Origin of the sequence: Variovorax sp. CCNWLW186 (assembly GCF_037203865.1) — a bacterium.
Taxonomy (GTDB): domain Bacteria; phylum Pseudomonadota; class Gammaproteobacteria; order Burkholderiales; family Burkholderiaceae_C; genus Variovorax.
Map to the genome: position 1 here is coordinate 90,903 of NZ_JBBCBO010000002.1, position 21,463 is coordinate 112,365.

Sequence of the window (21,463 nt, forward strand, 5' to 3'; positions counted from 1 at the left end):
CCGAGCTCCCGATCAGTTCTCTTTTTTCTCTTCCTTGTTGTCGACGATGACCTGCGTCTTGCTGACCAGCACCGGCTGGCCCTTGAGGCGGTTGAGCGCCTGCATCAGCGGAAAGTCCTTGTCGGTGCCGAACTCGGGCACCTTGCGGTCCTGCGGCGGCTTCTTGGCTTCTTCCTCGAGGCGCTTGCGGGCCTCGTCACGTGCCTTTTCGCGTTCCGGGTCCTTCGTCTCGGGGCCCTGGCCGCTGGCCAGGTGCTTTTCGAGGTCGGCCTCGCGCATGCGCAGGGCGGCGAAGGGGCTGCCCTCGGCGCTCTCGTCGATCAGCACGTTGGGCACGATGCCCTTGGCCTGGATCGAGGTGCCGCTCGGCGTGTAGTAGCGCGCGGTGGTGATCTTCAGGCCCGTGTCCGGTCCCAGGGGGCGCACCGTCTGCACGGAGCCCTTGCCGAAGGTCTGGCTGCCCATGATGGTGGCGCGCTTGTGGTCTTGCAATGCGCCGGCGACGATTTCGCTGGCCGAGGCCGAGCCTTCGTTCACCAGCACCACCAGCGGCACGGTCTTGAGGGCCGCGGGCAGGTTGCGCAGCGGGTCGCTGCCCGAACGGCGCTGGTAGAACTCGGGCGCCGCCTTGTAGACCGACTTGCTTTCGGCCAGCTGGCCGTCGGTGGAAACCACGGTCACGTTCTCGGGCAGGAAGGCCGCCGAGATGGCCACCGCTGCGTCGAGCAGGCCGCCCGGGTCGTTGCGCAGGTCGAGCACCAGGCCCTTCAGGTTGGGGTCTTCCTTGTAGATTTCCTCGACCTTCTTCACGAAGTCGTCCACCGTGCGTTCCTGGAACTGCGACAGGCGGATCCAGCCGTAGCCCGGCTCCACGACCTTGCCGCGCACCGACTGGGTACGGATTTCCTCGCGCGTGATCGTCACCGGGAAGGTGCGGCTTTCGTCCTTGCGGAAGATGGTCAGCAGCACCTTGGTGTTGGCCTCGCCGCGCATGCGCTTGACGGCCTCGTTGAGCGACAGGCCGCGCACGGCCGTGTCGTCGATCTTGGTGATCAGGTCGTTCGGCTTCAGGCCCGCACGGAAGGCCGGGGAGCCCTCGATGGGCGATACCACCTTGATGAGGCCGTCTTCCTGCGAGATTTCGATGCCCACGCCGACGAAGCGGCCGGTCGTGCCTTCCCTGAATTCCTTGAAGGACTTCTTGTCGAAGTACTGGGAATGCGGGTCCAGGCCGGCGACCATGCCGGAAATGGCGTCGGAAATGAGCTTCTTCTCATCGACGGGTTCGACATAGTCGCTCTTGACCATGCCGAAAACGGCGGCGAGTTGCTGCAATTCCTCGAGCGGGAGCGGCGCGAGCGAGCCGCGTGCGACCGTCTGCAACGAGACGGTGGTCAAGACGCCGGCAACGGCGCCGGCGGCGACCCAGCCGGTAATCTTCAATTTGTGGCCCATCATGAGTGATTGTCCTTGTCGGCTGTCGAACCAATATACACAGCTTGGAAGCAAATTGCCTGCCGGGGTTCCACGGGGGAGCGCCGCCGAGGGGTTTTAATTCTTCAGCCCTTGCCTTGCGAGGCGACCGCCGCGGCGGCCTTTTCGGCGGCCGCGGCGTCGCCCAGGTAGTAGTGCCGCAGGGGCTTCAGGTCGTCGTCGAGCTCGTAGACCAGCGGAATGCCGTTGGGAATATTCAGGCCGACGATCGCGTCGTCCGAAATGCCGTCCAAGTATTTGACCAGCGCGCGAATCGAATTGCCGTGCGCGGCCACCACCAGGCGGCGCCCGGTGCGGATGGCCGGCGCCATCGATTCGTTCCAGAACGGCAGCACGCGCGCGACGGTGTCCTTCAGGCACTCGGTGAGTGGAATCTGCTCGGGCGAAAGCTTGGCGTAGCGCACGTCGCTGCGTTCGCTGCGCGGATCGTCGGCTTCCAGGGCCGGCGGCGGGGTGCCGTAGCTGCGGCGCCAGACCAGCACCTGCTCGTCACCGTATTTCTTGGCGGTTTCGGCCTTGTTCAGGCCCTGCAGGGCGCCGTAGTGGCGCTCGTTCAGGCGCCACGAGTGCACCACCGGTAGCCAGGTGCGGTCGAGTTCGTCCAGGGTGTGCCAGAGCGTGCGGGTGGCGCGCTTGAGCACGCTGGTGTAAGCCACGTCGAAGTCGTAGCCCTCTGCCTTGAGCAGCCGGCCGGCCTGCTTGGCCTGCTCGATGCCGGTTTCGGTCAGGTCGACGTCGGTCCAGCCGGTGAAGCGGTTTTCGAGATTCCAGGTCGATTCGCCGTGGCGGATCAGTACCAGTTTGTGCATGTGGGAGGCCTTTGGCAGCGCTTGGGAAAACCAGCATTCTAAAATCCCGGGTTTGCCATCCAAGGAACCCCCGTGAAATTGATCGAATTCGTCACCGCGAACTGGATGCTGATCCTGATTGCACTCAGCTCGGGTGGCATGCTGGCCTGGCCGCTGATTCGCGGCGGCGCCGGCGGCGGCACCCTCACGGCCCAGGGCGCGGTGCACCTCATCAACCGCGAACGCGCGGTGCTGGTGGACGTGCGCGAACCCGAAGAGTTCGCTACCGGACACATGATCGGCGCCAAGAACGTGCCGCTGAACCTGCTGGAAGAAAAGCTGACCGGTACGGTCAAGAACAAGAACGTGCCGCTGCTCCTGGTGTGCGCCACCGGAGCCCGCGCCCAGCGCGCCGTGGCCATGGCCAAGAAACTCGGTTACGAGCAGGCCCAAGCCGTCTCCGGCGGTCTCAAGGCGTGGAAAGAGGCTAACCTGCCGGTTGAAAAAGCCTAAGTCTTCCCAAGGTACAGCGTATGCAAGCCGTCAAGATGTACACCACCGCGTTCTGCCCGTACTGTGTTCGTGCGAAGCAGATCCTCAAGTCCAAGGGCGTCGACGAGATCGAAGAAATTCGCATCGACACCGATCCCGAGGCCCGCAGCACCATGATGGAAATCACCCAGCGCCGCACGGTGCCGCAGATTTTCATCGGCGACACCCACGTGGGCGGCTGCGACGACCTGATGGCGCTCGACAGCCGCGGCGGCCTGGTGCCCCTGCTGCAAGCCGCCTGAAAACGAATCGGCCGGGTGTCACGGAAGCGGTCCGGGCGCCGGGCGATAATCGCCTGCTCATTCATCTGCAGCCCGCTGCGGGAACCTCTCCCCGGCGGGCATTGTTTTGATTCTCGAAAGTTCAGCCATGGCCGACCAGCAAGCCCAAGATCCCATCTTCCAGATCCAGCGCGTCTACCTCAAGGACCTGTCGCTCGAACAGCCCAACTCGCCCGGCATCCTGCTCGAGCAAGAGCAGCCCACCGTCGACATCCAGCTTGGCGTGGACGCCCAGCCCGTCGCTGAAGGCATCTTCGAGATCACCGTGTCGGCCACCGTGCAGACCAAGATCCAGGACAAGACTGTGTTCCTGGTCGAAGCCAAACAAGCCGGCATCTTCGAGATCCGCAACCTGCCCGAAGACCAGATGGGCCCGATCCTCGGCATTGCCTGCCCGCAGATCGTCTACCCGTACCTGCGCGGCAACGTGGCCGACGTGATCCAGCGCGGCGGCTTCCCGCCCGTGCACCTGGCCGAAATCAACTTCCAGGCCATGTACGAGCAGCAGCAGGCACAGGCCGCCGGCCAGCCCGCCCCGACCCTCGCACAGTAAACCGGCACAACGCCGCCAACGCCGATGAAGATCTGCGTTCATGGCGCCGGTGCCTGGGGCACGGCGGTGGCCGTCAATGCGGCCCTCAGCACCGCCGTCGGCCACGAGGTCACGCTCTGGGCGCGCGATGCCGCCCAGGCCAATGCCATTTCGAAGGCGCGCGAAAACACCCGCTACCTGCCGGGGCTGGCGCTGCCGGCCTCGCTTGCCGTGCGGGCCGGGGACATCGGCCAGGCGTATGCCGGCGCCGACCTCGTCATCGTGGCCACGCCCATGGCGGCCCTGCGTGAACAGCTTATCGCGCTGCGTGGCTGCACCGTGCCCGTTGCGTGGCTCTGCAAGGGCGTGGAGCCGGCGCTCGACGCTTCTTCCCCCACTTCCTTCGGCCTGCTCGCCCACGAGATCTGGGCGCAGGTTGCTCCAGATTTGATAGCGGGCGTGCTCAGCGGCCCGAGCTTTGCGCAAGAAGTGGCCGAAGGCCGTCCCACCGCACTGGTGGCCGCGAGCCCGCACGCCGCAGTGCGCGACGCGCTGGTCGATGCCTTTCACGGCCCGGCCCTGCGCGTCTATGCCAACGACGACATCGTCGGCGTCGAGGTGGGCGGCGCGGTCAAGAACGTGCTGGCCATTGCCACGGGGCTGTGCGACGGCCTGGCGCTCGGGCTGAATGCGCGCGCCGCGCTCATCACGCGCGGCCTGGCCGAAATGACCCGCTTCGGGCTGGCGCTCGGTGCGCGGGCCGAGACGTTCATGGGCCTTTCCGGCCTGGGCGACCTGGTGCTGACCGCTACGGGCGACCTGTCGCGCAACCGCAAGGTGGGCCTGTTGCTGGCCCAAGGGCAGACCCTGGCGCAAGCCGTCGCCTCGCTCGGCCATGTGGCCGAAGGCGTGTATTGCGCGCGCACCGTGGTGCAGCGCGCGCGCGGCCTGGGGGTGGAAATGCCCATCGCCGAAGGCGTGGTGGCGCTGCTCGATGGCCGGGTGAGCCCGCGGGAAGCCGTCGCGTCGCTCACCGGCCGTGATCCGGTGCCGGAAACCGTCCGTGCCCACGGGTCGCGCGGTTCACCCTGACAAGACTGAAGAGACAAAAAAGAGCCATGAGCCCTCGCTTTGATTTTTCGGCGCCGGCCTTGGCCGCGCTGGCCCAAGCCGATGCCGCACGCGCGTTGCAGGAAGACGTGGCGGACGGTGACTTGACTGCATCGCTGGTCGACCCGGGCCGCCGGGCTCGCGCCCGCGTGCTGGCGCGCGAATCGGCCGTGCTGTGCGGCGCGCCCTGGGTCGAAGCCACCGTGCGGCAGCTCGATCCGCAAGCTCGCATTGAATGGCTGTGCGGCGAGGGCGAACGCTGCGCGGCCGACCAGACGGTGCTTGAAATCGAAGGCTCGGCCCGCGCACTGCTGACGGCCGAGCGCACCGCGCTCAATTTTCTTCAGCTGCTGAGTGCGGTTGCGACCAAGACCGCGATTTATGCCGACGCCGTTCGCGGCACGCGCGCCAGCATTGTCGACACCCGCAAGACCTTGCCGGGCCTGCGCCTGGCGCAGAAGTACGCGGTGCGCACCGGCGGCGGCGTGAACCACCGCATCGGTCTTTACGACGCGGTGCTCATCAAGGAAAACCACATTGCGGCGGCCGGCGGCGTGGCTGCGGCGCTGTGTGCAGTGGCACCGGTGGCGGATCGCGCGGCCTTTGTCGAAGTCGAGGTCGAAACGCTGGCGCAACTGCGCGAGGCCTTGGATGCGGGCGCGCGCATGGTGCTGCTCGACAACATGGACCTGCCCACGCTGCGCGAAGCCGTTCGCATCAACGACACGGCCGGCAACGAACGCAAGGCCGTGCTCGAAATATCGGGCGGCGTCACGCTCGAAGGCCTGCGCACCCTGGCTGAAACCGGGGTGGACCGCATCTCGGTCGGCGCGCTCACCAAGGATGTGAAGGCCATCGATTTTTCGATGCGATTCCAGGAAAGCTGAGGACGGCGGCCGTGGCTTCTTCTTTCGTCATCGACGTCGACTACGAACAACCGGTGGCCGAAGCCGGATCGGCCTGCGACACCCGCCACGCCTGGGCGCGTGTGCCGCCCGAACCCTCGCCCGACGAACGCATCGCCCTGAAGGAGCGCATTCGCCGCCTGCTGCGCGAGCGCAATGCAGTGATGGTGTCGCACTTCTACGTGCACCCGGACCTGCAGGACCTGGCCGAGGAAACCGGCGGCATCGTGAGCGATTCGCTCGAAATGGCGCGCTTCGGCCGCGACCACGCCGCGCAGACGCTGGTGGTGTCGGGCGTGCGCTTCATGGGCGAGACCGCCAAGATCCTCTCGCCCGAAAAGCGCGTGCTCATGCCCGACCTGGACGCGAATTGCTCGCTCGATCTCGGCTGCCCGGTCGATGAGTTCAGCGCGTTCTGCGACCAGCACCCCGACCGCACCGTGGTCGTCTACGCCAACACCAGCGCGGCCGTGAAGGCGCGCGCCGATTGGCTCGTCACCTCCAGCTGCGCGCTCGACGTGGTGAGCGCGCTGCATGCGCAAGGCCGCAAGATTCTTTGGGGCCCGGACCGCCACCTGGGCGACTACATCCAGCGCCAGACCGGCGCCGACATGGTCAGCTGGAACGGCGCCTGCATCGTGCATGACGAGTTCAAGGCGCTGGAGCTTGACCTGCTGAAGAAGGCGCACCCCGCTGCAAAGGTGCTGGTGCACCCGGAGTCGCCGGCCGACGTGATTGCGCTCGCCGATGCGGTGGGTTCCACCTCGGCCATTTTGAGTGCGGCGCAGCGCATGGACGCGAAGGAGTTCATCGTTGCCACCGATAGCGGGATGCTGCACAAGCTGCGCACGCTGAACCCGGGCAAGACTTTCATCGAGGCGCCGACGGCGGGCAATGGGGGCACCTGCAAAAGCTGCGCGCATTGCCCTTGGATGGCGATGAACGGACTGGTGGAGCTGGCGAATGCGCTGGAAACGGGCGCGGGTGAGATTCAGGTGGACCCGGCGCTGGGGTTGCGGGCGCGGGTGCCGATTGACCGGATGCTGGCGTTTACGGCGGGCCTCAAGAATGGCCAGGCGCCTGGAAGCCTGGTGGCAGGCATAGGCGCCGCCTGACCCCGCATTGCTCCTTCCCCCTCTGGGGGAAGGCTGGGATGGGGGCTCGCGGCGCCGAACGGGCCGACGGCGATGTGAAGGCTGCTTGCCCCCACCCCAACCCTCCCCCGGAAGGGGAGGGAGCAAAACCCTAGAACTCCAGCGTGCAGCTGTCCCCCAGCGCCTCTCTCCACACGCGCACCCGCGCGAGTGAAGCGCGAAAATCCGGCAGCGCGTCCGCAATGAACAGGCACAGGTTCTCCAGCGTCGGCGGATGCAGCCCCTCCACGTCGTCCAGCAGGTGATGGTCCAGCAACTCGCGCACGTCGTCCAGCCGGCGGCGCAGCAGCCCCAGGTCGACCACCATGCCTGTGATGGGATCGCGCTGGCCCGCGAGCCACACTTCGGCGTGGTACGTGTGGCCGTGAATACGGCGGCTGCCTTCCACCTCGATGTCGCGCTTCAGGGTGTGGGCGGCATCGAAGAAAAAGCGTTGGCTGATGGTGAATCGCATCTGAAAAATCTCTCCGCGCTCAGCGGATTCCGGTGATCTTGTGGGTCTGCACGCTGAGGCGCCATGCGGGCTGTCGCATGCACTCGGCAATGCACAGTTCGGTGTTGGCCACGCGGTCGGGCCCGTCCATCGGCTGCAAAAAGCGATGCGTGAACTCACCCGTGCGCGCCATGGTGTCGAGGTCGAATTCGGCCTGCGGCCACACCAGCTTCAGCTCTTGCCCGCGCTGCTGAACCCAGGGCGCACCGGCCTTGGGGCTGATGCAGAGCCAGTCGATGCCCTCGGGCGCCGCGACCGTGCCGTTGCTTTCCACGGCAATGCGAAAGCGCCGCGCATGCAGCGCGTCGACCAGCGCCGCGTCCACCTGCAGCAGCGGCTCGCCGCCGGTGAGCACCACCAGCCGGTGCTCGGCATCGCCGGCCGGCCATTGCGCAGCGATGGTGTCGGCCAGCAGATCGGCGGTCTTGAACTTGCCGCCGAGCGTGCCGTCGGTGCCCACGAAATCGGTATCGCAGAAGCGGCAGACGGCCGTATCGCGATCTTCCTCGCGGCCCGTCCACAGGTTGCAGCCCGCAAAGCGGCAGAACACGGCCGGCATGCCCGCCTGGCCGCCTTCGCCCTGCAGGGTGTAGAAGATTTCCTTGACGCTGTAGGTCATGAAGAAGCCGGGTTTTCGATCTCGAGGTTGTCGATCAGCCGCGTAGCGCCCAACCGCGCCGCGGCCAGCGCCACGAGCGGCTCGCCGGCCAGCCCGAAAGTGGGCGCCTGCAGGTCGGCGCGGCGCCTCAGCACAAGATAGTCCGGTTGCCAGCCGCGCTCCGTGAGCGTCTGCATTGCCCGCGCTTCGATTGCGGCCAAATCGCGCTCGCCGGCTTGCACGGCCGCGGCCATGGCCTTCAGCGCTTTCGAGAGCTGCACGGCCTCCGCGCGCTCGGTTTCGCTCAGGTAGCCGTTGCGCGACGACAGCGCCAGGCCGTCGTCGGCGCGGAAGGTTTCGCTGCCGACGATCTCGATGGGCAGCGCGAACTGCCGCACCATGTGGCGGATCATCATGAGCTGCTGGTAGTCCTTCTTGCCGAACACGGCCACGCGCGGCTGCACGCACTGGAAGAGCTTCATCACCACCGTGCACACGCCGATGAAGAAGCCGGGGCGGAAGTGGCCCTCGAGGATGTCGGCCAGCGCCGGGTCCGGGTGCACCTTGCAGGTCTGCGGCTCGGGGTAGAGCGCTTTTTCGTCCGGCGCGAACAGCACGTTGCAGCCGGCGGCGCGCAGCTTCTCGCAGTCGCTGTCCCAGGTGCGCGGATAGGTGTCGAAATCTTCATGCGGCAGGAATTGCAGCCGGTTGACGAAGATGCTCGCCACCGTCACGTCGCCCAGTGGCCTGGCCTGTTCGATCAGCGCCAGGTGGCCGTCGTGCAGGTTGCCCATGGTGGGCACGAAGGCCGGGCGCTTGAAAGCCGAAAGGTGCTCGCGCAGCTCGGCGATGGTGTGTGCGATGTACATGGTCTGTGCTCCTTACCAGGCGTGCAATTGATCGTCGGGAAAGCTGCCGTCCTTCACCGCGCGCACATAGGCTTCGAGGGCCTGCGCGATGCTCGAGGAATCGGCCATGAAGTTGCGCACGAACTTCGGCATCTTGCCGAGGTTGATGCCCAGCATGTCGTGCAACACCAGCACCTGGCCGGCGGTGCCCTTGCCCGCGCCGATACCGATGGTGGCGCAGTGCTTCAGTTCAGCGGTGAGCTCGGCGGCCAGCGCGGCCGGCACCATTTCGAGTACCAGCATCGCGGCGCCGGCATCCTGCAATGCGTGTGCATGCTGCTTCAGCAGCGCGCCGGCTGCATCGCCCTTGCCCTGAACGCGGTAGCCGCCCAGCGCATGCACGGTCTGCGGCGTCAGGCCCAGGTGCGCACACACCGGAATGCCGCGCTCGACCAGAAAGCGCACCGTCTCCGTGGTCCAGCCGCCGCCTTCGAGCTTGACCATGTGCGCGCCCGCCTGCATCAGCACGGTGGCACTGCGCAGGGCCTGTTCGCGCGATTCCTGGTAGCTGCCGAAGGGCAGGTCGGCAATCAGCCAGGCCGTGCCCTGCACGCGGCGCAGGCCGCGCGAGACGCTGTCGGTGTGATAGCGCATGGTGTCCAGGCTCACGCCCACAGTGCTGTTCAGGCCCTGGCAGACCATGCCGAGCGAATCCCCCACCAGCAGGCAATCGACGCCCGCCGCGTCGGCCATGGCCGCAAAGGTGGCGTCGTAGGCGGTGAGCATCGAGATCTTCTCGCCGCGCGCATGCATGTCGGCCAGGCGCGGCAGGCTCACGGGCTTGCGCGATGCGGGTGGCGAGGCCGGGGGCAGCGTGCCGTAGGGCGTGGCGGCCGCCGGCGTCTCGGACGAAGGGGTTGCGGTGGTGTTCGACATGGTTGGGTTTCTCCCTGCGGGCGTCGGTGGCCGGGCATCCTTGAATGAAGAAAAAGCTAAAGCGGGTGGGGCGGTCAGCGGGCCGGCGGCGTCAATACCGTCGGCGCGGAGGGCTCGGCAAGCGAAGGATAGTCCCGGCTGAAATGCAGCCCGCGGCTTTCATGCCGGGCCTGCGCCGAGCGCACGATGAGTTCGGCCACCTGCACCAGGTTGCGCAGTTCCAGCAGGTCGCGCGTCACGTGAAAGTGGGCGTAGAACTCGTGGATCTCGGCCTGCAGCAACGCAATGCGGTGGCTTGCGCGCTCCAGCCGCTTGTTGGTGCGCACGATGCCCACGTAGTCCCACATGAAGCGCCGAAGCTCTTCCCAGTTGTGGGAAATGACCACGGCTTCGTCGGCATCGGTCACGCGGCTGTCGTCCCACTGCGGCAGATCGACGCTGCTGCGCGCCGGGGCTGCCGCAATGGCGCCGGCTGCCGCGCGCGCGAACACCATGCATTCGACCAACGAGTTGCTCGCGAGGCGATTTGCGCCGTGCAGGCCGGTGCAGGCGGTCTCGCCGATGGCGTAGAGGCCCGGCACATCGGTGTGGCCGGCCAGGTCGCTCAGCACGCCGCCGCATGTGTAGTGGGCGGCCGGCACCACGGGAATGGGCTCCTGCGTGATGTCGATGCCCAGCTCCGCGCAGCGCGCGAGGATGTTGGGAAAGTGCTCGTTCAGAAACGCCGGGCTCTGGTGCGAGATGTCCAGGTACACGCAGTCCAGGCCGTGCTTCTTCATCTCGAAGTCGATGGCGCGCGCCACCACGTCGCGCGGCGCGAGTTCGGCGCGCTCGTCGTGCTGGGGCATGAAGCGGGTGCCTCCCGCCGATTCGGGCAGCTTCAGCAGCCCGCCTTCGCCGCGCACCGCTTCGCTGATCAGGAAGGACTTCGCATGCGGGTGGTACAGGCACGTGGGGTGGAACTGGATGAACTCCATGTTCGAAACCCGGCAGCCCGCGCGCCAGGCCGCGGCAATGCCGTCGCCCGTGGCCGTATCCGGATTGGTCGTGTACAGGTAGACCTTGCCCGCACCGCCCGTCGCCAGGATGGTGTGCGGCGCGCGAAAGCTCAGCACCTCGTCGGTCTCGTCGTCCAGCGCGTACAGGCCCAGGCAAGCCGGGTCGGCCAGCCCCAGCTTGGGCCCGGTGATCAGGTCGACCAGCGTGTGGTGCTCGAAGAGGGTGATGCTCGGCGTGCGGCGCACGCGCTCGATCAGCGTCTGCTGCACGGCCGCGCCGGTGGCGTCCGTCACATGCACGATGCGGCGCTGGCTGTGGCCGCCTTCGCGCGTCAGGTGCAGCCCGCCGTCGGCTTCTGCGGAAAACGGCACGCCAAGTTCGCGCAGCCAGTCGATGGCCTCGGGCGCATGCTCGACGACGAAGCGCGTGGCCTCGGGGTCGCAGAGCCCGGCGCCGGCCACCAGCGTGTCTTCCACATGCGCGTCGAAGCTGTCGCCCGCGGCCAGCACGGCGGCAATGCCGCCCTGCGCCCAGGCGCTGGAGCCATCGTTCAGTGCGCGCTTGGTCAGCACCGCCACGCGGTGCGTCGGCGCCAGGTGCAGCGCCGCCGAGAGGCCTGCGAGGCCGCTGCCGACGATGAGGACGTCGAAGTCGCGCACGGCGGAGTTCACGGGGGCGAAAGCCGGAAAGCTCAGGCCGGCGAGTACGCCAGCCGCACGTAAATGGGCGCGAAGGCTTCGGCCTGCGTGATGTCGATCAGCGTTTCCTTCGCAAGCTCGAGCATCGCGATGAAGGTGACGATCAGCACCGGCGCGCCGCGAGACACGTCGAACAGCTTTTCGAACTCGACGAAGCGCTGCCCCTGCAGGTGCCGCAGCACGATGCTCATGTGCTCGCGCACGTTGAGTTCTTCGCGCGAAATCTTGTGGTGCTGAATGAGCTTGGCGCGCTTCATGATGTCGGCCCACGCGTCGCGCAGCTCGACCACGTTCACGTCCGGGAAGCGGGGCTTGAGCGATTGCTCGATGTAGACCTGCCCCTTCCAGAAGTCGCGACCGTAGGTCGGCATGGCGCTGATGGCGGCGGCCTGCAGCTTGGTCTGCTCGTATTCGAGCAGGCGGCGCACCAGCTCCGCGCGCGGGTCTTCGGCCTCTTCGCCGTCGGCCACCTTCTTGGGCGGCAGCAGCATGCGCGACTTGATCTCGATCAGCATCGCGGCCATCAGGAGGTACTCGGCCGCGAGCTCCAGGTTGGTCTGGCGAATCTCGTCGACGTAGCTCAGGTATTGCCGCGTGAGCCCCGCCATCGGGATGTCGAGAATGTTGAAGTTCTGCTTCCTGATGAGGTAGAGCAGCAAGTCCAGCGGGCCTTCGAAGGCCTCCAAAAAAACCTGCAGCGCCTCGGGCGGGATGTACAGGTCCTTCGGCATCGCGAACAACGGCTCGCCATAGAGCCTGGCGAGCGCGACCTGGTCGACCACCTCGGGCATGCTGGCCACGAGCGTGTCGTTGTCCTCGTTGTCCTTCATCGGGCGCTTGCTATCATTTCAATAGCTGCAGGCGCGATGACGGCCAACGATGGATGCCGGCTGGGCACCATTACTTGCTTTGGGTCTGGTAGACGTACGGCTGCTGCGGCACGCGGGCTTCGCTGTATTCCTCGAGCAGGCTGCGGTCGAGGTGTTTGTCCCACAGCAGGGCCCGGCCGGCGCGCTGTTCGGCTTCCAGCGTCGGCTTCTTTTCTTTCATCTCCTCGATGAAGCTGGTGATCTCGGAGGTGTAGTGGGGGCGGCGGAAGATGGACATAGACTGGACCTTTGTAGCGCGAATTTTACCGGGGATGGCATGAAGCGACGACAACAGTGGCGGATCGGCACGGCAGCGGCCTTGCTGGCGGCGGTTATGGGGCTTGCGGGATGCGACCCGCAGCGCATCGACGAACTGGAAGAAGGCGTGTCCACCGAGGCCGATGTGCGGGCCCGGTTCGGCGAGCCCGAGAACATCTGGGACGTGCCGAACGGCCGCGTGCTCGAGTACAACCGCCAGCCGCAGGGCCAGAAAAACTACATGATCACCATCGGCGCCGACGGCAAGATGAGCGCGCTGCGCCAGGTGCTCACGCCCGAGAACTTTGCCAAGGTGCAGCCCGGCATGATGATGGAAGACCTGCGCAAGCTGCTCGGCAAGCCCGCCAAGGTCACGCCCTATGCGCTCAAGCGCGAAACCGAATGGGAATGGCGCTGGGTGCAGCCGCCCAATTCGCCGATGGTGTTTACCGCCACGCTCAACGACGACCAGCGCGTGGTGCGCAGCGGCTCCTCGCCCGACCGGGGCACGGAGGCAAACTGAGAACTAGCCTTCGGCGTCGTGCAGCCGGCCGCTCGTCAGCTCATCGGCAAAGCCCGAACGCACGATCACCTCGAGCGGCTGCGGCTGCAGCGACTCCAACCGCAGCAGCCCGTCGCGCGCCAGCACCGCCCGATGCAATTGCCGCAGCGCATCGACCCCGGTCGCGTCCAGGTAGATGAGGTGCGTGGCATCGAGCACCACCGTCATGCCGCGTGGCGCGCTCTCGGCCGCGTTCACTGCTTCATCGAGCTTGGCTGCCGCGCCGAAGAACAGCGCGCCGTACATCCGATAGGTGAGCACCGGCGGCTGCAGGGTGACCAGCTCGACGCTGAAAAGCCCGCTCATGCGCCGGATGAATAGCGCGCAGGCCAGCACAATGCCCACCTGCACCGCCACCGTCAGGTCGAAAACGACGGTGAGAAAAAAAGTGCCGAGCATCAGCAGCCGGTAATGCCGGCTGAAGTGCCGCAGCTGGCCGGGCGTGAACTCGCGCCATTCGCCCATGTTCAGGCCCACGAACACCAGAATGCCCGCCAGCACCGCTAGCGGCACATGGCGCGCCAGCGGCGCCGCCAGCAGCACGACCACCATGAGCGTGACCGCATGCACGATGCCGGCGATAGGCGAATTGCCGCCCGAGCGGATGTTGGTCACGGTGCGCGCGATGGTGCCGGTGGCGGGCATGCCGCCGAAGAACGGCGTCACCAGGTTGGCAATGCCTTGCGCCATCAGTTCCTGGTTCGGGTCGTGGCGCGGCTGTCCGCTGATCTGGTCGGCCACGCGGGCGCACAGCAGCGACTCGATGGCACCCAGCAGCGCGATGGTCAGCGTGGGCGTGACCAGCTGCTTGACCGTTTCCCACGAGAAATCGGGCAGCGCGAACGTCGGCAAGCCTTCGGGAATGCCGCCGAAGCGCGTGCCGATGGTTTCCACCGGCAGCTCGAAACCCCATGACACCAGCGTGAGGGTGACCAGCGCGACGATGGGCCCCGGCATGCGCGCGCCCACCCGCACCGCCCGTGTGCGCGCAATGCGCCCCGCGAGCCGCTGCACCGCATGGCCCACCTTCGATTCACCTTGCAGCAGCAGCGGCCAGACCATCAGCCCGGCCACGCAGGCCAGCCCCAGCGCGAAGGCGTAGGGGTTGAAGGTGCCGATCTGCAGCGCCATGGCGTGCAGCTGCGAGAACACGTCGGCCGGCATCTTCTCCACCGTGAGCCCGAGCAGGTCCTTGAGCTGCGACAGAAGAATGAGCACCGCGATGCCGTTGGTGAACCCGACCACGATCGACAGCGGCACGAAGCGCACCAGCCGGCCGAGCCCGAACAGCCCCGCCGCGAACAGCAGCACGCCGGCGCAGGCGGTCGATATCAGCAGGTTGGCAAGGCCGTAGCGTTCGACGATGCCGTAGACTATCACGATGAAAGCGCCGGCCGGCCCGCCGATCTGCACCGCCGAGCCGCCCAGGAGCGAGATCAGGAAGCCCGCGATGATCGCCGTCCAGATGCCAGCTTCGGGCTTGAGCCCGGAGGCGATGGCAAAGGCCATGGCCAGCGGCAGCGCCACGATGCCGACGGTGGCGCCCGCGCCCAGATCCTTGAAGAAGCGTCCCCGGTCGTAGCCCGCCATGGCGTCCAGCAGGCGTGGGCGGAAGCGGGTGATGTTCAGCGGTGAATGCATGGGCATCCATTGTGTACCCCGCTTCCTCGGCACCGTACGCCGCCCAGCCGGGGCTGGCGGCGTCACCCGCCCGCTGATCGCTCGGCCGGGCTCAGTCGCTGTCGGGAATCATCGCGTCGGCCGCCGCGCCCACGGCCTTGCCGGTGATGCGCGCGGTGCCGATGGCGGCATCGGCGGCCAGGCCCACCGCGCCGGCACCCACGCTCACGGCGGTACCTGCCACGGTCACCACCGCGCAGCCGTTCAGCATGGCCGCGAATGACAACACAAGGATGGTGCGCTTCAGCATGGTGCGGTCCTCTAGCAAATCAGCGAACCCGCATGCCGGGCGTGGCGCCGGGCCAGGGTTCGAGCACGTGGATGCCGGGGTTGGTCTTTTCGTCGGCATGGCTGGCGGCCAGCACCATGCCTTCGCTGATGCCGAACTTCATCTTGCGCGGCGCCAGGTTGGCGACCAGAACCGTGAGCTTGCCCACGAGCTGCTCGGGCTGGTAGGCCGAGGCGATGCCGCTGAACACGTTTCGCGTCTTTTCCTCGCCCGCATCGAGCGTCAGGCGCAGCAGCTTGGTCGAGCCTTCGACCTTCTCGCAGGCCACGATTTTCGCGATGCGCAGGTCGATCTTCGCGAAGTCGTCGATGGTGATGGTGGGCGCAATGGCCTCGCCGCCGGGCAGCGCACCGGTGGTGGCTTCAATGGCCGTTGCCGCTGCCGCTACCGGCTCGGGCGCATCGAACAGCTGGTCGACCATCTTCGCGTCGGCACGCTGCATCAGGTGCTTGTATTCGCCGATGGCATGACCGACCGGCAGCGCCTGCGCGGCATCGGCCCAGGTCAGCGGCGCAATCTTGAGGAAGGCCTCGACGTTGACGGCAAGCGCCGGCAGCACCGGCTTCAGGTACAGCGTGAGCAGGCGGAAAGCCTCGATGCACACGGTGCACACGTCGTGCAGGCGCGCCTCCTGGCCTTCTTTCTTGGCCAGTTCCCAGGGCTTGTTCTGGTCGACGTACTCGTTCACCTTGTCGGCCAGCGCCATCACCTCGCGCAGCGCGCGGGCGTAGTCGCGGCCGTCGTACAGCGAATGCAGTTGCGGCGCCGCATCGCGCAGCGCAAACAGCAGCGCGTCGCCGTCGGCTGAAATTTCGCCCAGCTTGCCGCCGAAGCGCTTGCCGATGAAGCCGGCCGCGCGGCTCGCAATGTTGATGTACTTGCCGACCAGGTCGCTGTTAACGCGCGCCACGAAGTCTTCGGGGTTGAAGTCGATGTCTTCGTTGCGGCCGTTGAGCTTGGCCGCGATGTAGTAGCGCAGCCATTCGGGGTCGAGGCCGATCGAGAGGTACTTGAGCGGGTCGATGCCGGTGCCGCGGCTCTTGCTCATCTTTTCGCCGCTCACCGTCAGGTGGCCGTGCACGTACACCGCATCGGGCGCCTTGCGGCCGCTGAAATGCAGCATCGCGGGCCAGAAGAGGGTGTGGAAGGTGATGATGTCCTTGCCGATGAAGTGCACCTGCTCCAGGTCGGGGTCGGCCATGTACTCGGTGTACGAGATGCCGTCGCCGCCGAGCTCGATGCAGCGCTTGTCGAGCAGGTTCTTCAGCGAGGCAAGGTAGCCCACGGGCGCGTCGAGCCACACGTAGAAGTACTTGCCCGGCGCATCGGGAATCTCGATGCCGAAGTAGGGCGCATCGCGGCTGATGTCCCAATCGCCCAGGCCGCCCTTGCCTTCGTCGTCCTTGTAGAGCCACTCGCGGATCTTGTTCTGCACCTCGGGTTGCACATGGCCGGGGGCCGCGGTCCAGTCCTTCAGGTAGGCCTCGCAGCGCGGGTCCGAGAGCTTGAAGAAGAAGTGCTCGGAACTGCGCAGTTCCGGCTTGGCGCCCGACAGGGCCGAGTACGGGTTGATCAGCTCGGTGGGCGCGTACACGGCGCCGCACACCTCGCAGTTGTCGCCGTACTGGTCCTTGGCGTGGCAGTTCGGGCACTCGCCCTTGATAAAGCGGTCGGCCAGGAACATGCCCTTGGCCGGGTCGTAGAACTGCTCGACGCTCTTGGTTTCGATGAGGCCGTTGGCGCGCAGGTCGCGGTAGATGTCCTGCGCGAGCTGGTGGTTCTCGGGCGCGTCGGTCGAGTGCCAGTTGTCGAACGAGATGTAGTAGCCGTCCAGGTAGGGCTTGCGGCCCGCGGCGATCTCGGCCACGAAGGCCTGCGGCGTCACACCGGCCTTGTCGGCCGCAATGGTGATGGCCGCGCCATGCGCGTCGTCGGCGCAGACGAAGTTGACCTCGGCGCCATTCATTCGCTGGTTCCGCACCCAGATGTCGGCCTGGATGTATTCCATCATGTGGCCGATATGGAACTTGCCGTTGGCATACGGCAGGGCGGTGGTAACGAAGAGCTTGCGCGGGGCGGACATCGGGGAGGGCGCTTTCGGGGAGTGGCTGACTGGCTTCAGAGGCGGCCTGGGGCTGCTTCCGGGAACCGGGCATTTTAGGTGGCTGCATCGCACCCTGCCCAATGCCGCCGATCTCACCGCCCGATTGGCCGGGATTACGGCTTCGCCGCCGCGCCGCAAATACGAGCTGCCGGACCCCGAGTGACCCGAAAGCCGGCGGGGTGTCTCCGGCGCGACGTATGCTCCATGCCGCGCATTTCGCCAACGCTCCCTCCTGATATGGCGAAGAGATATACAAGATAGATACACAGAAAGCGAGTTTTCCGATGACCAGCCCCATTCCCGCAACCCTGATCCCCGGCGATGGCATCGGCCCCGAAATCGTCGACGCCACGCTGGCGGCTTTCGATGCGCTGAAGGCCCCGTTCGAGTGGGACCGCCAGATTGCCGGCCTCGGCGGCGTCAAGGCCTCGGGCGATCCGCTGCCCCAGGCCACGCTGGACAGCATCCGCCGCACCCGCCTGGCGCTCAAGGGCCCGCTCGAAACCCCGTCGGGCGGCGGCTACCGCTCGTCGAACGTGCGCCTGCGCGAAGAATTCCAGCTGTACGCCAACCTGCGCCCCGCCCGCACCATTGTTCCGGGCGGCCGTTTCGACAAGATCGACCTGATGGTCGTGCGTGAAAACCTCGAGGGCCTCTACATCGGCCACGAGCACTATGTGCGCATCGACGGAGACCCGCACGCCGTGGGCATGGCCACCGGCATCAACACGCGCCAGGGCTGCCTTCGCCTGCTCGAGTACGCGTTCGAGACTGCCATTGCCACGGGCCGCAAGAAGGTCACGCTGGTCCACAAGGCCAACATCATGAAGGTGCTGACGGGCCTCTTCCTGGAGACGGGCCTCGATCTGTACGAACGGAAATACAAGGGCAAGTTCGAGCTCGACTCGATCATCGTCGACGCCTGCGCCATGAAGCTGGTGCTCAACCCGTGGCAGTTCGACATGCTGGTGACCACCAACCTGTTCGGGGACATCCTCTCCGACCTGGTGGCCGGTCTGGTCGGCGGCCTGGGCATGGCACCGGGGGCCAACATCGGCGCCGATGCCGCGATCTTCGAGGCCGTGCACGGCTCCGCCCCCGACATCGCCGGCAAGGGCATTGCCAATCCGACCGCGCTGCTGCTGGCCGCCGCGCTGATGCTCGAGCACGTCAAGCTGCCCGACCTGGCCACGCGCCTGCGCAAGGCCATCGACGACACGCTCAACATCGACAAGGTGCGCACCGGCGACCTCGGCGGCACCGCCAACACGGCGGGGTTCACCAAGGCGCTGGTCAGCCGCATCCAGAACGGCTGAGGCGGAGGCGGCTTTCCATTACTTCATGAGAAAGCTGCTGCTCCTGCTGGCGCTCTGCGCGGCCGGCGTGGCCAGCGCCGCCGGCATGGCCAGCGCGGCAGCCGCCGTGGAAGATCCGCCGCGCTACACCGTCGTCAGGGTCGACCTGCGCACGGAACGGCTCGAGCTGTTCCTGCGCGATGACACGGGCGTCGAGTTCAAGAGCCTCGAACGCCTCGAAGCCTGGCTAGCGGGGCGCAACCGGCAACTGCTGTTCGCGATGAATGCCGGCATGTACCACGCCGACTTTTCGCCGGTCGGCCTGCTGGTGCAGGAGGGACGCGAGATTTCGCCGCTCAACCTGTCGGGGGGCGCGGGCAACTTCTTTCTCAAGCCGAACGGCGTTTTCCTGGTGTCCGATGCCGGGCCGCGCGTGGTCGAATCGTCGGAATATCCGGCGCTTTCGAAGAGCGGTGTTCGGCTGGCGACCCAATCGGGCCCCCTGCTGCTGCGCCATGGCGTGGTGCATCCGGCCTTCATTCCACATTCGGACTCGCGCAAGATCCGCAACGGCGTGGGCGTATCGGGCCACACGGCAATGTTCGTGATCAGCGAGCAGCCGGTGAACTTCTACGAGTTCGCCCTCTACTTTCGCGACGTGCTGCATTGCCGCGATGCGCTCTACCTCGACGGCACCGTGTCGGCGCTGTACTCGCTTGCCTTGCGGCGCAGCGATCTCACGAGGGAGCTGGGTCCGATACTCGGCGTGACCGCACCGTGAGCCGGCCTTTGCCGCCAATGTTTTCATTCAGAATTTCCGAGTCATGACCCAGGCCTTACCCATTCTTTCGCTTGTCGAAACCCGCGTGCTCGGCGTGCTGGCCGAAAAGCAGCGCACCGTGCCCGACAGCTATCCGCTCACGCTCAATTCGCTGGTATCGGGCTGCAACCAGAAGACCAGCCGCAACCCCGTGCTCGACCTGAGCGAGGCACAGGTGCAGGCCGCCATCGACAGCCTGAAGGGCTACAGCCTGGTGGCGGAAACCAGCGGCGGCCGCGCCTTTCGCTACGAGCACAACATCGACCGCGTGCTGCGCATTCCCTCGCAGTCGGTCATCTTGCTCACCGTGCTGATGCTGCGCGGCCCGCAAACGGCCGGCGAGCTGCGCATTGCCTGCGACCGCATGCACAGCTTTGCCGACATCTCGTCGGTCGAGGGCTTTCTCGACGAACTCGCTGAACGGCCAGCCGGCGCGCTGGTCGTCAAGCTCGCGCGCCTGCCCGGGGCGCGCGAAAGCCGCTGGGCGCATCTGCTGAGCGGTGCGCCGGCGGAAGAGGTCGCCGGACCTGGCGGCGCTTCGGCCGATGGTGCCTACGCGCCGCACGATGCGTCGCTCGGCGAGCTCGCAGCGCTCAAGGCCAACGTGGCGCGGCTCGAAGCCGAGCTTGCGTCGCTGAAGGCACTGGTGGGGCGGGTGTGTTCCGAACTCGGGATCTCCGCGGCGGGGTAGCGGGTGCGCCGCCTCGCGAACCTCTTTGCTCGTTGTTTTTCGGCCTCGATCAATCAATCGACATGCCTGATCATCCGATTTTTCCCGCGAACGACCCGCGCTTCGTAGCCTTCATCCGCGACGGATTCCTGCGCATCGACAACGCCTTTTCACGCGAACTCGCAGAAGAGGCCCGCACGATTCTCTGGCGGGATACCGGATGCAATCCGGACGATCCTTCGACCTGGACCAAGCCTGTTGTCAGGCTCGGCATGTACCCGCAGAGGCCTTTCGTCGAGGCCGCCAATACACCGCTCCTGCACGAGGCCTTCAACCTGCTCGTCGGCCCCGGCCGGTGGCAGCCGTGCCGCAGCATGGGCACCTTTCCCGTGCGCTTTCCTTCTGCCGAAGATCCGGGCGACGCCGGCTGGCACATCGATGTGAGCTTCGGGTTGGAGAACCCGGACTTCATGTCATGGCGCGCGAACCTTCGCTCCAAGGGGCGGGCACTGCTGATGCTCTTCCTGTTTTCGGATGTGGACGAGGACGACGCGCCCACGCGCATTCGCGCCGGCTCGCATGCCGACATCGCCCGAATGCTGATGCCCGCGGGCGAGGAAGGCCTGTCACTCGGTGAACTGGCGCGCAACGGCTTTGCCGAGTCCGCCTCGCGGCCCGAGGTGCTGGCGACGGGGGCGGCGGGCACCGTGTACCTGTGCCATCCGTTCCTGGTGCATTCGGCCCAGCCGCACCGCGGCACGCGGCCGCGTTTCATGGCCCAGCCGCCGCTGCTGCCGGCGCAACCGTTCAATCTCGATGCGCCGCCGCAGGCGCGCTGCCCTGTAGAAGAAGCGATCGTGCGGGCGGTGGGCGGCTAGACGGGCAATGCAGGCGCCATGACCGGCGCCGCCTGAGCAGGCTGCTGCTCCTTGCTGGCCAGCTGCAGCAATTCGCCGACCTCCCAATGGTCGTCCGCATGCGCGCCGTACTTGCAGGCCACGACGCGGCCTTCCGCATCCACCAGAAAGTCCGCAGGCAGGCCGAAGATGCCGTTCTCGGCCTTTGTGTAGAAGCGCCTGGCCGCCAACACCCACCGCAGCCCGCTCCAGAAGACGCGGGGGTTCAGCAGCGCCCGCACGGACGTTTTGACCCCGAACGCCTTGAAGTGCTTCTTGCTTGCATCGGCAACGCAGTCGAACGGTAGCTGCGCCTGGTACTTGAGCATTTCTTCGCGCGACGAATGAAAGAAGACAACCTGGCGAATTCCAGCGTCGGCAATTTCCGCCTGGCGCCTGCCCATGGTGAGCAGATGGAAGTTGCACACGGGGCAGCCCGCGAACCGGCGGAACTGCAGGTGCACGTAGCGCGACGTCGGGTCCGGAATTTCGACCGGTTTGCCATGGATGGTGCTTGCGGCAATGGCGGGGGCCACATCCCCGGGCGCGAGTTTCATTTGAATTTCCTTAAACGTACGATGTACGTATTCAAATATACTCGCCTCTTTCAAACTGCGTCAACATCCGCCTCC

General features: G+C 66.5%; 24 protein-coding genes. 11 read left to right on the forward strand and 13 right to left on the reverse strand.

Annotated elements, in window-relative coordinates:
• Window positions 1–12: 12 nt before the first annotated feature.
• Complete coding sequence (locus V9K97_RS02870; RefSeq protein WP_337316467.1) at window positions 13–1,455, reverse strand: S41 family peptidase; 1,443 nt, start codon at window positions 1,453–1,455, stop codon at window positions 13–15.
• 104 nt (window positions 1,456–1,559) lie between these two features.
• Entirely contained in the window at window positions 1,560–2,303 is a 744-nt protein-coding gene (gene gpmA / locus V9K97_RS02875) for a 2,3-diphosphoglycerate-dependent phosphoglycerate mutase (RefSeq protein WP_126748397.1), read from the reverse strand.
• A 105-nt stretch (window positions 2,304–2,408) separates the two neighbouring features.
• Here gpmA and V9K97_RS02880 point away from each other — a divergent pair, with 105 nt between their 5' ends.
• The 6 genes from V9K97_RS02880 (at window position 2,409) to nadA (ending at window position 6,777) form a co-directional block, all read left to right on the forward strand.
• Window positions 2,409–2,795: a rhodanese-like domain-containing protein gene (locus tag V9K97_RS02880; protein ID WP_409514025.1), complete on the forward strand. Its 387-nt coding sequence runs from the start codon at window positions 2,409–2,411 to the stop codon at window positions 2,793–2,795.
• A 20-nt stretch (window positions 2,796–2,815) separates the two neighbouring features.
• Window positions 2,816–3,076, forward strand: a complete 261-nt coding sequence (gene grxC / locus V9K97_RS02885) for a glutaredoxin 3 (protein WP_126748399.1) — start codon at window positions 2,816–2,818, stop codon at window positions 3,074–3,076.
• Window positions 3,077–3,203: 127 nt separating this feature from the next.
• Entirely contained in the window at window positions 3,204–3,668 is a 465-nt protein-coding gene (gene secB, locus V9K97_RS02890) for a protein-export chaperone SecB (protein WP_126748400.1), read from the forward strand.
• Window positions 3,669–3,692: 24 nt separating this feature from the next.
• The gene (locus V9K97_RS02895) at window positions 3,693–4,739 is read left to right on the forward strand and encodes an NAD(P)H-dependent glycerol-3-phosphate dehydrogenase (RefSeq protein WP_337316082.1); all 1,047 of its coding nucleotides are present in this window, start codon (window positions 3,693–3,695) and stop codon (window positions 4,737–4,739) included.
• A gap of 26 nt (window positions 4,740–4,765) precedes the next feature.
• A complete protein-coding gene (nadC, locus tag V9K97_RS02900; RefSeq protein WP_337316083.1) occupies window positions 4,766–5,644 on the forward strand; it encodes a carboxylating nicotinate-nucleotide diphosphorylase in 879 nt (292 codons plus the stop codon).
• Window positions 5,645–5,655: 11 nt separating this feature from the next.
• A complete protein-coding gene (nadA, locus tag V9K97_RS02905) occupies window positions 5,656–6,777 on the forward strand; it encodes a quinolinate synthase NadA (protein WP_337316084.1) in 1,122 nt (373 codons plus the stop codon).
• A 130-nt stretch (window positions 6,778–6,907) separates the two neighbouring features.
• Here the strand turns inward: nadA and V9K97_RS02910 are convergent, their stop codons facing one another.
• The 7 genes from V9K97_RS02910 to V9K97_RS02940 all read right to left on the reverse strand — a co-directional run bounded on the left by V9K97_RS02910 (window position 6,908) and on the right by V9K97_RS02940 (window position 12,495).
• A complete protein-coding gene (locus V9K97_RS02910) occupies window positions 6,908–7,270 on the reverse strand; it encodes a 6-carboxytetrahydropterin synthase (RefSeq protein WP_258502028.1) in 363 nt (120 codons plus the stop codon).
• Between the two features lie 19 nt (window positions 7,271–7,289).
• A complete protein-coding gene (queE, locus tag V9K97_RS02915; RefSeq protein ID WP_337316086.1) occupies window positions 7,290–7,928 on the reverse strand; it encodes a 7-carboxy-7-deazaguanine synthase in 639 nt (212 codons plus the stop codon).
• A complete protein-coding gene (panC, locus tag V9K97_RS02920; RefSeq protein ID WP_337316088.1) occupies window positions 7,925–8,776 on the reverse strand; it encodes a pantoate--beta-alanine ligase in 852 nt (283 codons plus the stop codon). The genes queE and panC overlap by 4 nt, the downstream gene beginning before the upstream one ends.
• A gap of 12 nt (window positions 8,777–8,788) precedes the next feature.
• Window positions 8,789–9,691 (reverse strand): 3-methyl-2-oxobutanoate hydroxymethyltransferase, encoded by a 903-nt coding sequence (gene panB, locus V9K97_RS02925; RefSeq protein WP_337316089.1) that lies wholly within the window; start codon window positions 9,689–9,691, stop codon window positions 8,789–8,791.
• 74 nt (window positions 9,692–9,765) lie between these two features.
• Entirely contained in the window at window positions 9,766–11,349 is a 1,584-nt protein-coding gene (nadB, locus tag V9K97_RS02930) for an L-aspartate oxidase (RefSeq protein ID WP_337316470.1), read from the reverse strand.
• A 32-nt stretch (window positions 11,350–11,381) separates the two neighbouring features.
• Window positions 11,382–12,218: a segregation and condensation protein A gene (locus V9K97_RS02935; RefSeq protein WP_337297154.1), complete on the reverse strand. Its 837-nt coding sequence runs from the start codon at window positions 12,216–12,218 to the stop codon at window positions 11,382–11,384.
• Window positions 12,219–12,288: 70 nt separating this feature from the next.
• On the reverse strand, window positions 12,289–12,495 hold the full coding sequence (locus V9K97_RS02940) for a DUF3460 family protein (RefSeq protein ID WP_126748409.1): 207 nt from the start codon (window positions 12,493–12,495) through the stop codon (window positions 12,289–12,291).
• A 39-nt stretch (window positions 12,496–12,534) separates the two neighbouring features.
• Here V9K97_RS02940 and V9K97_RS02945 point away from each other — a divergent pair, with 39 nt between their 5' ends.
• Entirely contained in the window at window positions 12,535–13,038 is a 504-nt protein-coding gene (locus tag V9K97_RS02945; RefSeq protein ID WP_337316091.1) for an outer membrane protein assembly factor BamE, read from the forward strand.
• Window positions 13,039–13,041: 3 nt separating this feature from the next.
• On the opposite strand, the gene V9K97_RS02950 is transcribed toward V9K97_RS02945, so the two are convergent.
• The 3 genes from V9K97_RS02950 to metG all read right to left on the reverse strand — a co-directional run bounded on the left by V9K97_RS02950 (window position 13,042) and on the right by metG (window position 17,129).
• Window positions 13,042–14,718 (reverse strand): SulP family inorganic anion transporter, encoded by a 1,677-nt coding sequence (locus V9K97_RS02950; protein WP_337316093.1) that lies wholly within the window; start codon window positions 14,716–14,718, stop codon window positions 13,042–13,044.
• A 91-nt stretch (window positions 14,719–14,809) separates the two neighbouring features.
• A complete protein-coding gene (locus tag V9K97_RS02955) occupies window positions 14,810–15,007 on the reverse strand; it encodes a hypothetical protein (protein ID WP_337316095.1) in 198 nt (65 codons plus the stop codon).
• 19 nt (window positions 15,008–15,026) lie between these two features.
• On the reverse strand, window positions 15,027–17,129 hold the full coding sequence (gene metG, locus V9K97_RS02960) for a methionine--tRNA ligase (RefSeq protein ID WP_337316097.1): 2,103 nt from the start codon (window positions 17,127–17,129) through the stop codon (window positions 15,027–15,029).
• A gap of 305 nt (window positions 17,130–17,434) precedes the next feature.
• Between metG and V9K97_RS02965 the strand changes: the two genes are divergently transcribed.
• The 4 genes from V9K97_RS02965 to V9K97_RS02980 all read left to right on the forward strand — a co-directional run bounded on the left by V9K97_RS02965 (window position 17,435) and on the right by V9K97_RS02980 (window position 20,813).
• Entirely contained in the window at window positions 17,435–18,466 is a 1,032-nt protein-coding gene (locus V9K97_RS02965) for an isocitrate/isopropylmalate dehydrogenase family protein (RefSeq protein ID WP_258502016.1), read from the forward strand.
• A 25-nt stretch (window positions 18,467–18,491) separates the two neighbouring features.
• Window positions 18,492–19,226, forward strand: a complete 735-nt coding sequence (locus V9K97_RS02970) for a phosphodiester glycosidase family protein (RefSeq protein ID WP_337316099.1) — start codon at window positions 18,492–18,494, stop codon at window positions 19,224–19,226.
• 43 nt (window positions 19,227–19,269) lie between these two features.
• Window positions 19,270–19,956, forward strand: a complete 687-nt coding sequence (locus V9K97_RS02975; RefSeq protein ID WP_337316101.1) for a YceH family protein — start codon at window positions 19,270–19,272, stop codon at window positions 19,954–19,956.
• A gap of 62 nt (window positions 19,957–20,018) precedes the next feature.
• On the forward strand, window positions 20,019–20,813 hold the full coding sequence (locus tag V9K97_RS02980; RefSeq protein ID WP_337316104.1) for a phytanoyl-CoA dioxygenase family protein: 795 nt from the start codon (window positions 20,019–20,021) through the stop codon (window positions 20,811–20,813).
• Here V9K97_RS02980 and V9K97_RS02985 read toward each other — a convergent pair.
• Window positions 20,810–21,388: a redoxin domain-containing protein gene (locus V9K97_RS02985; protein WP_337316106.1), complete on the reverse strand. Its 579-nt coding sequence runs from the start codon at window positions 21,386–21,388 to the stop codon at window positions 20,810–20,812. The genes V9K97_RS02980 and V9K97_RS02985 overlap by 4 nt on opposite strands.
• Between the last annotated feature and the right edge of the window lie 75 nt (window positions 21,389–21,463).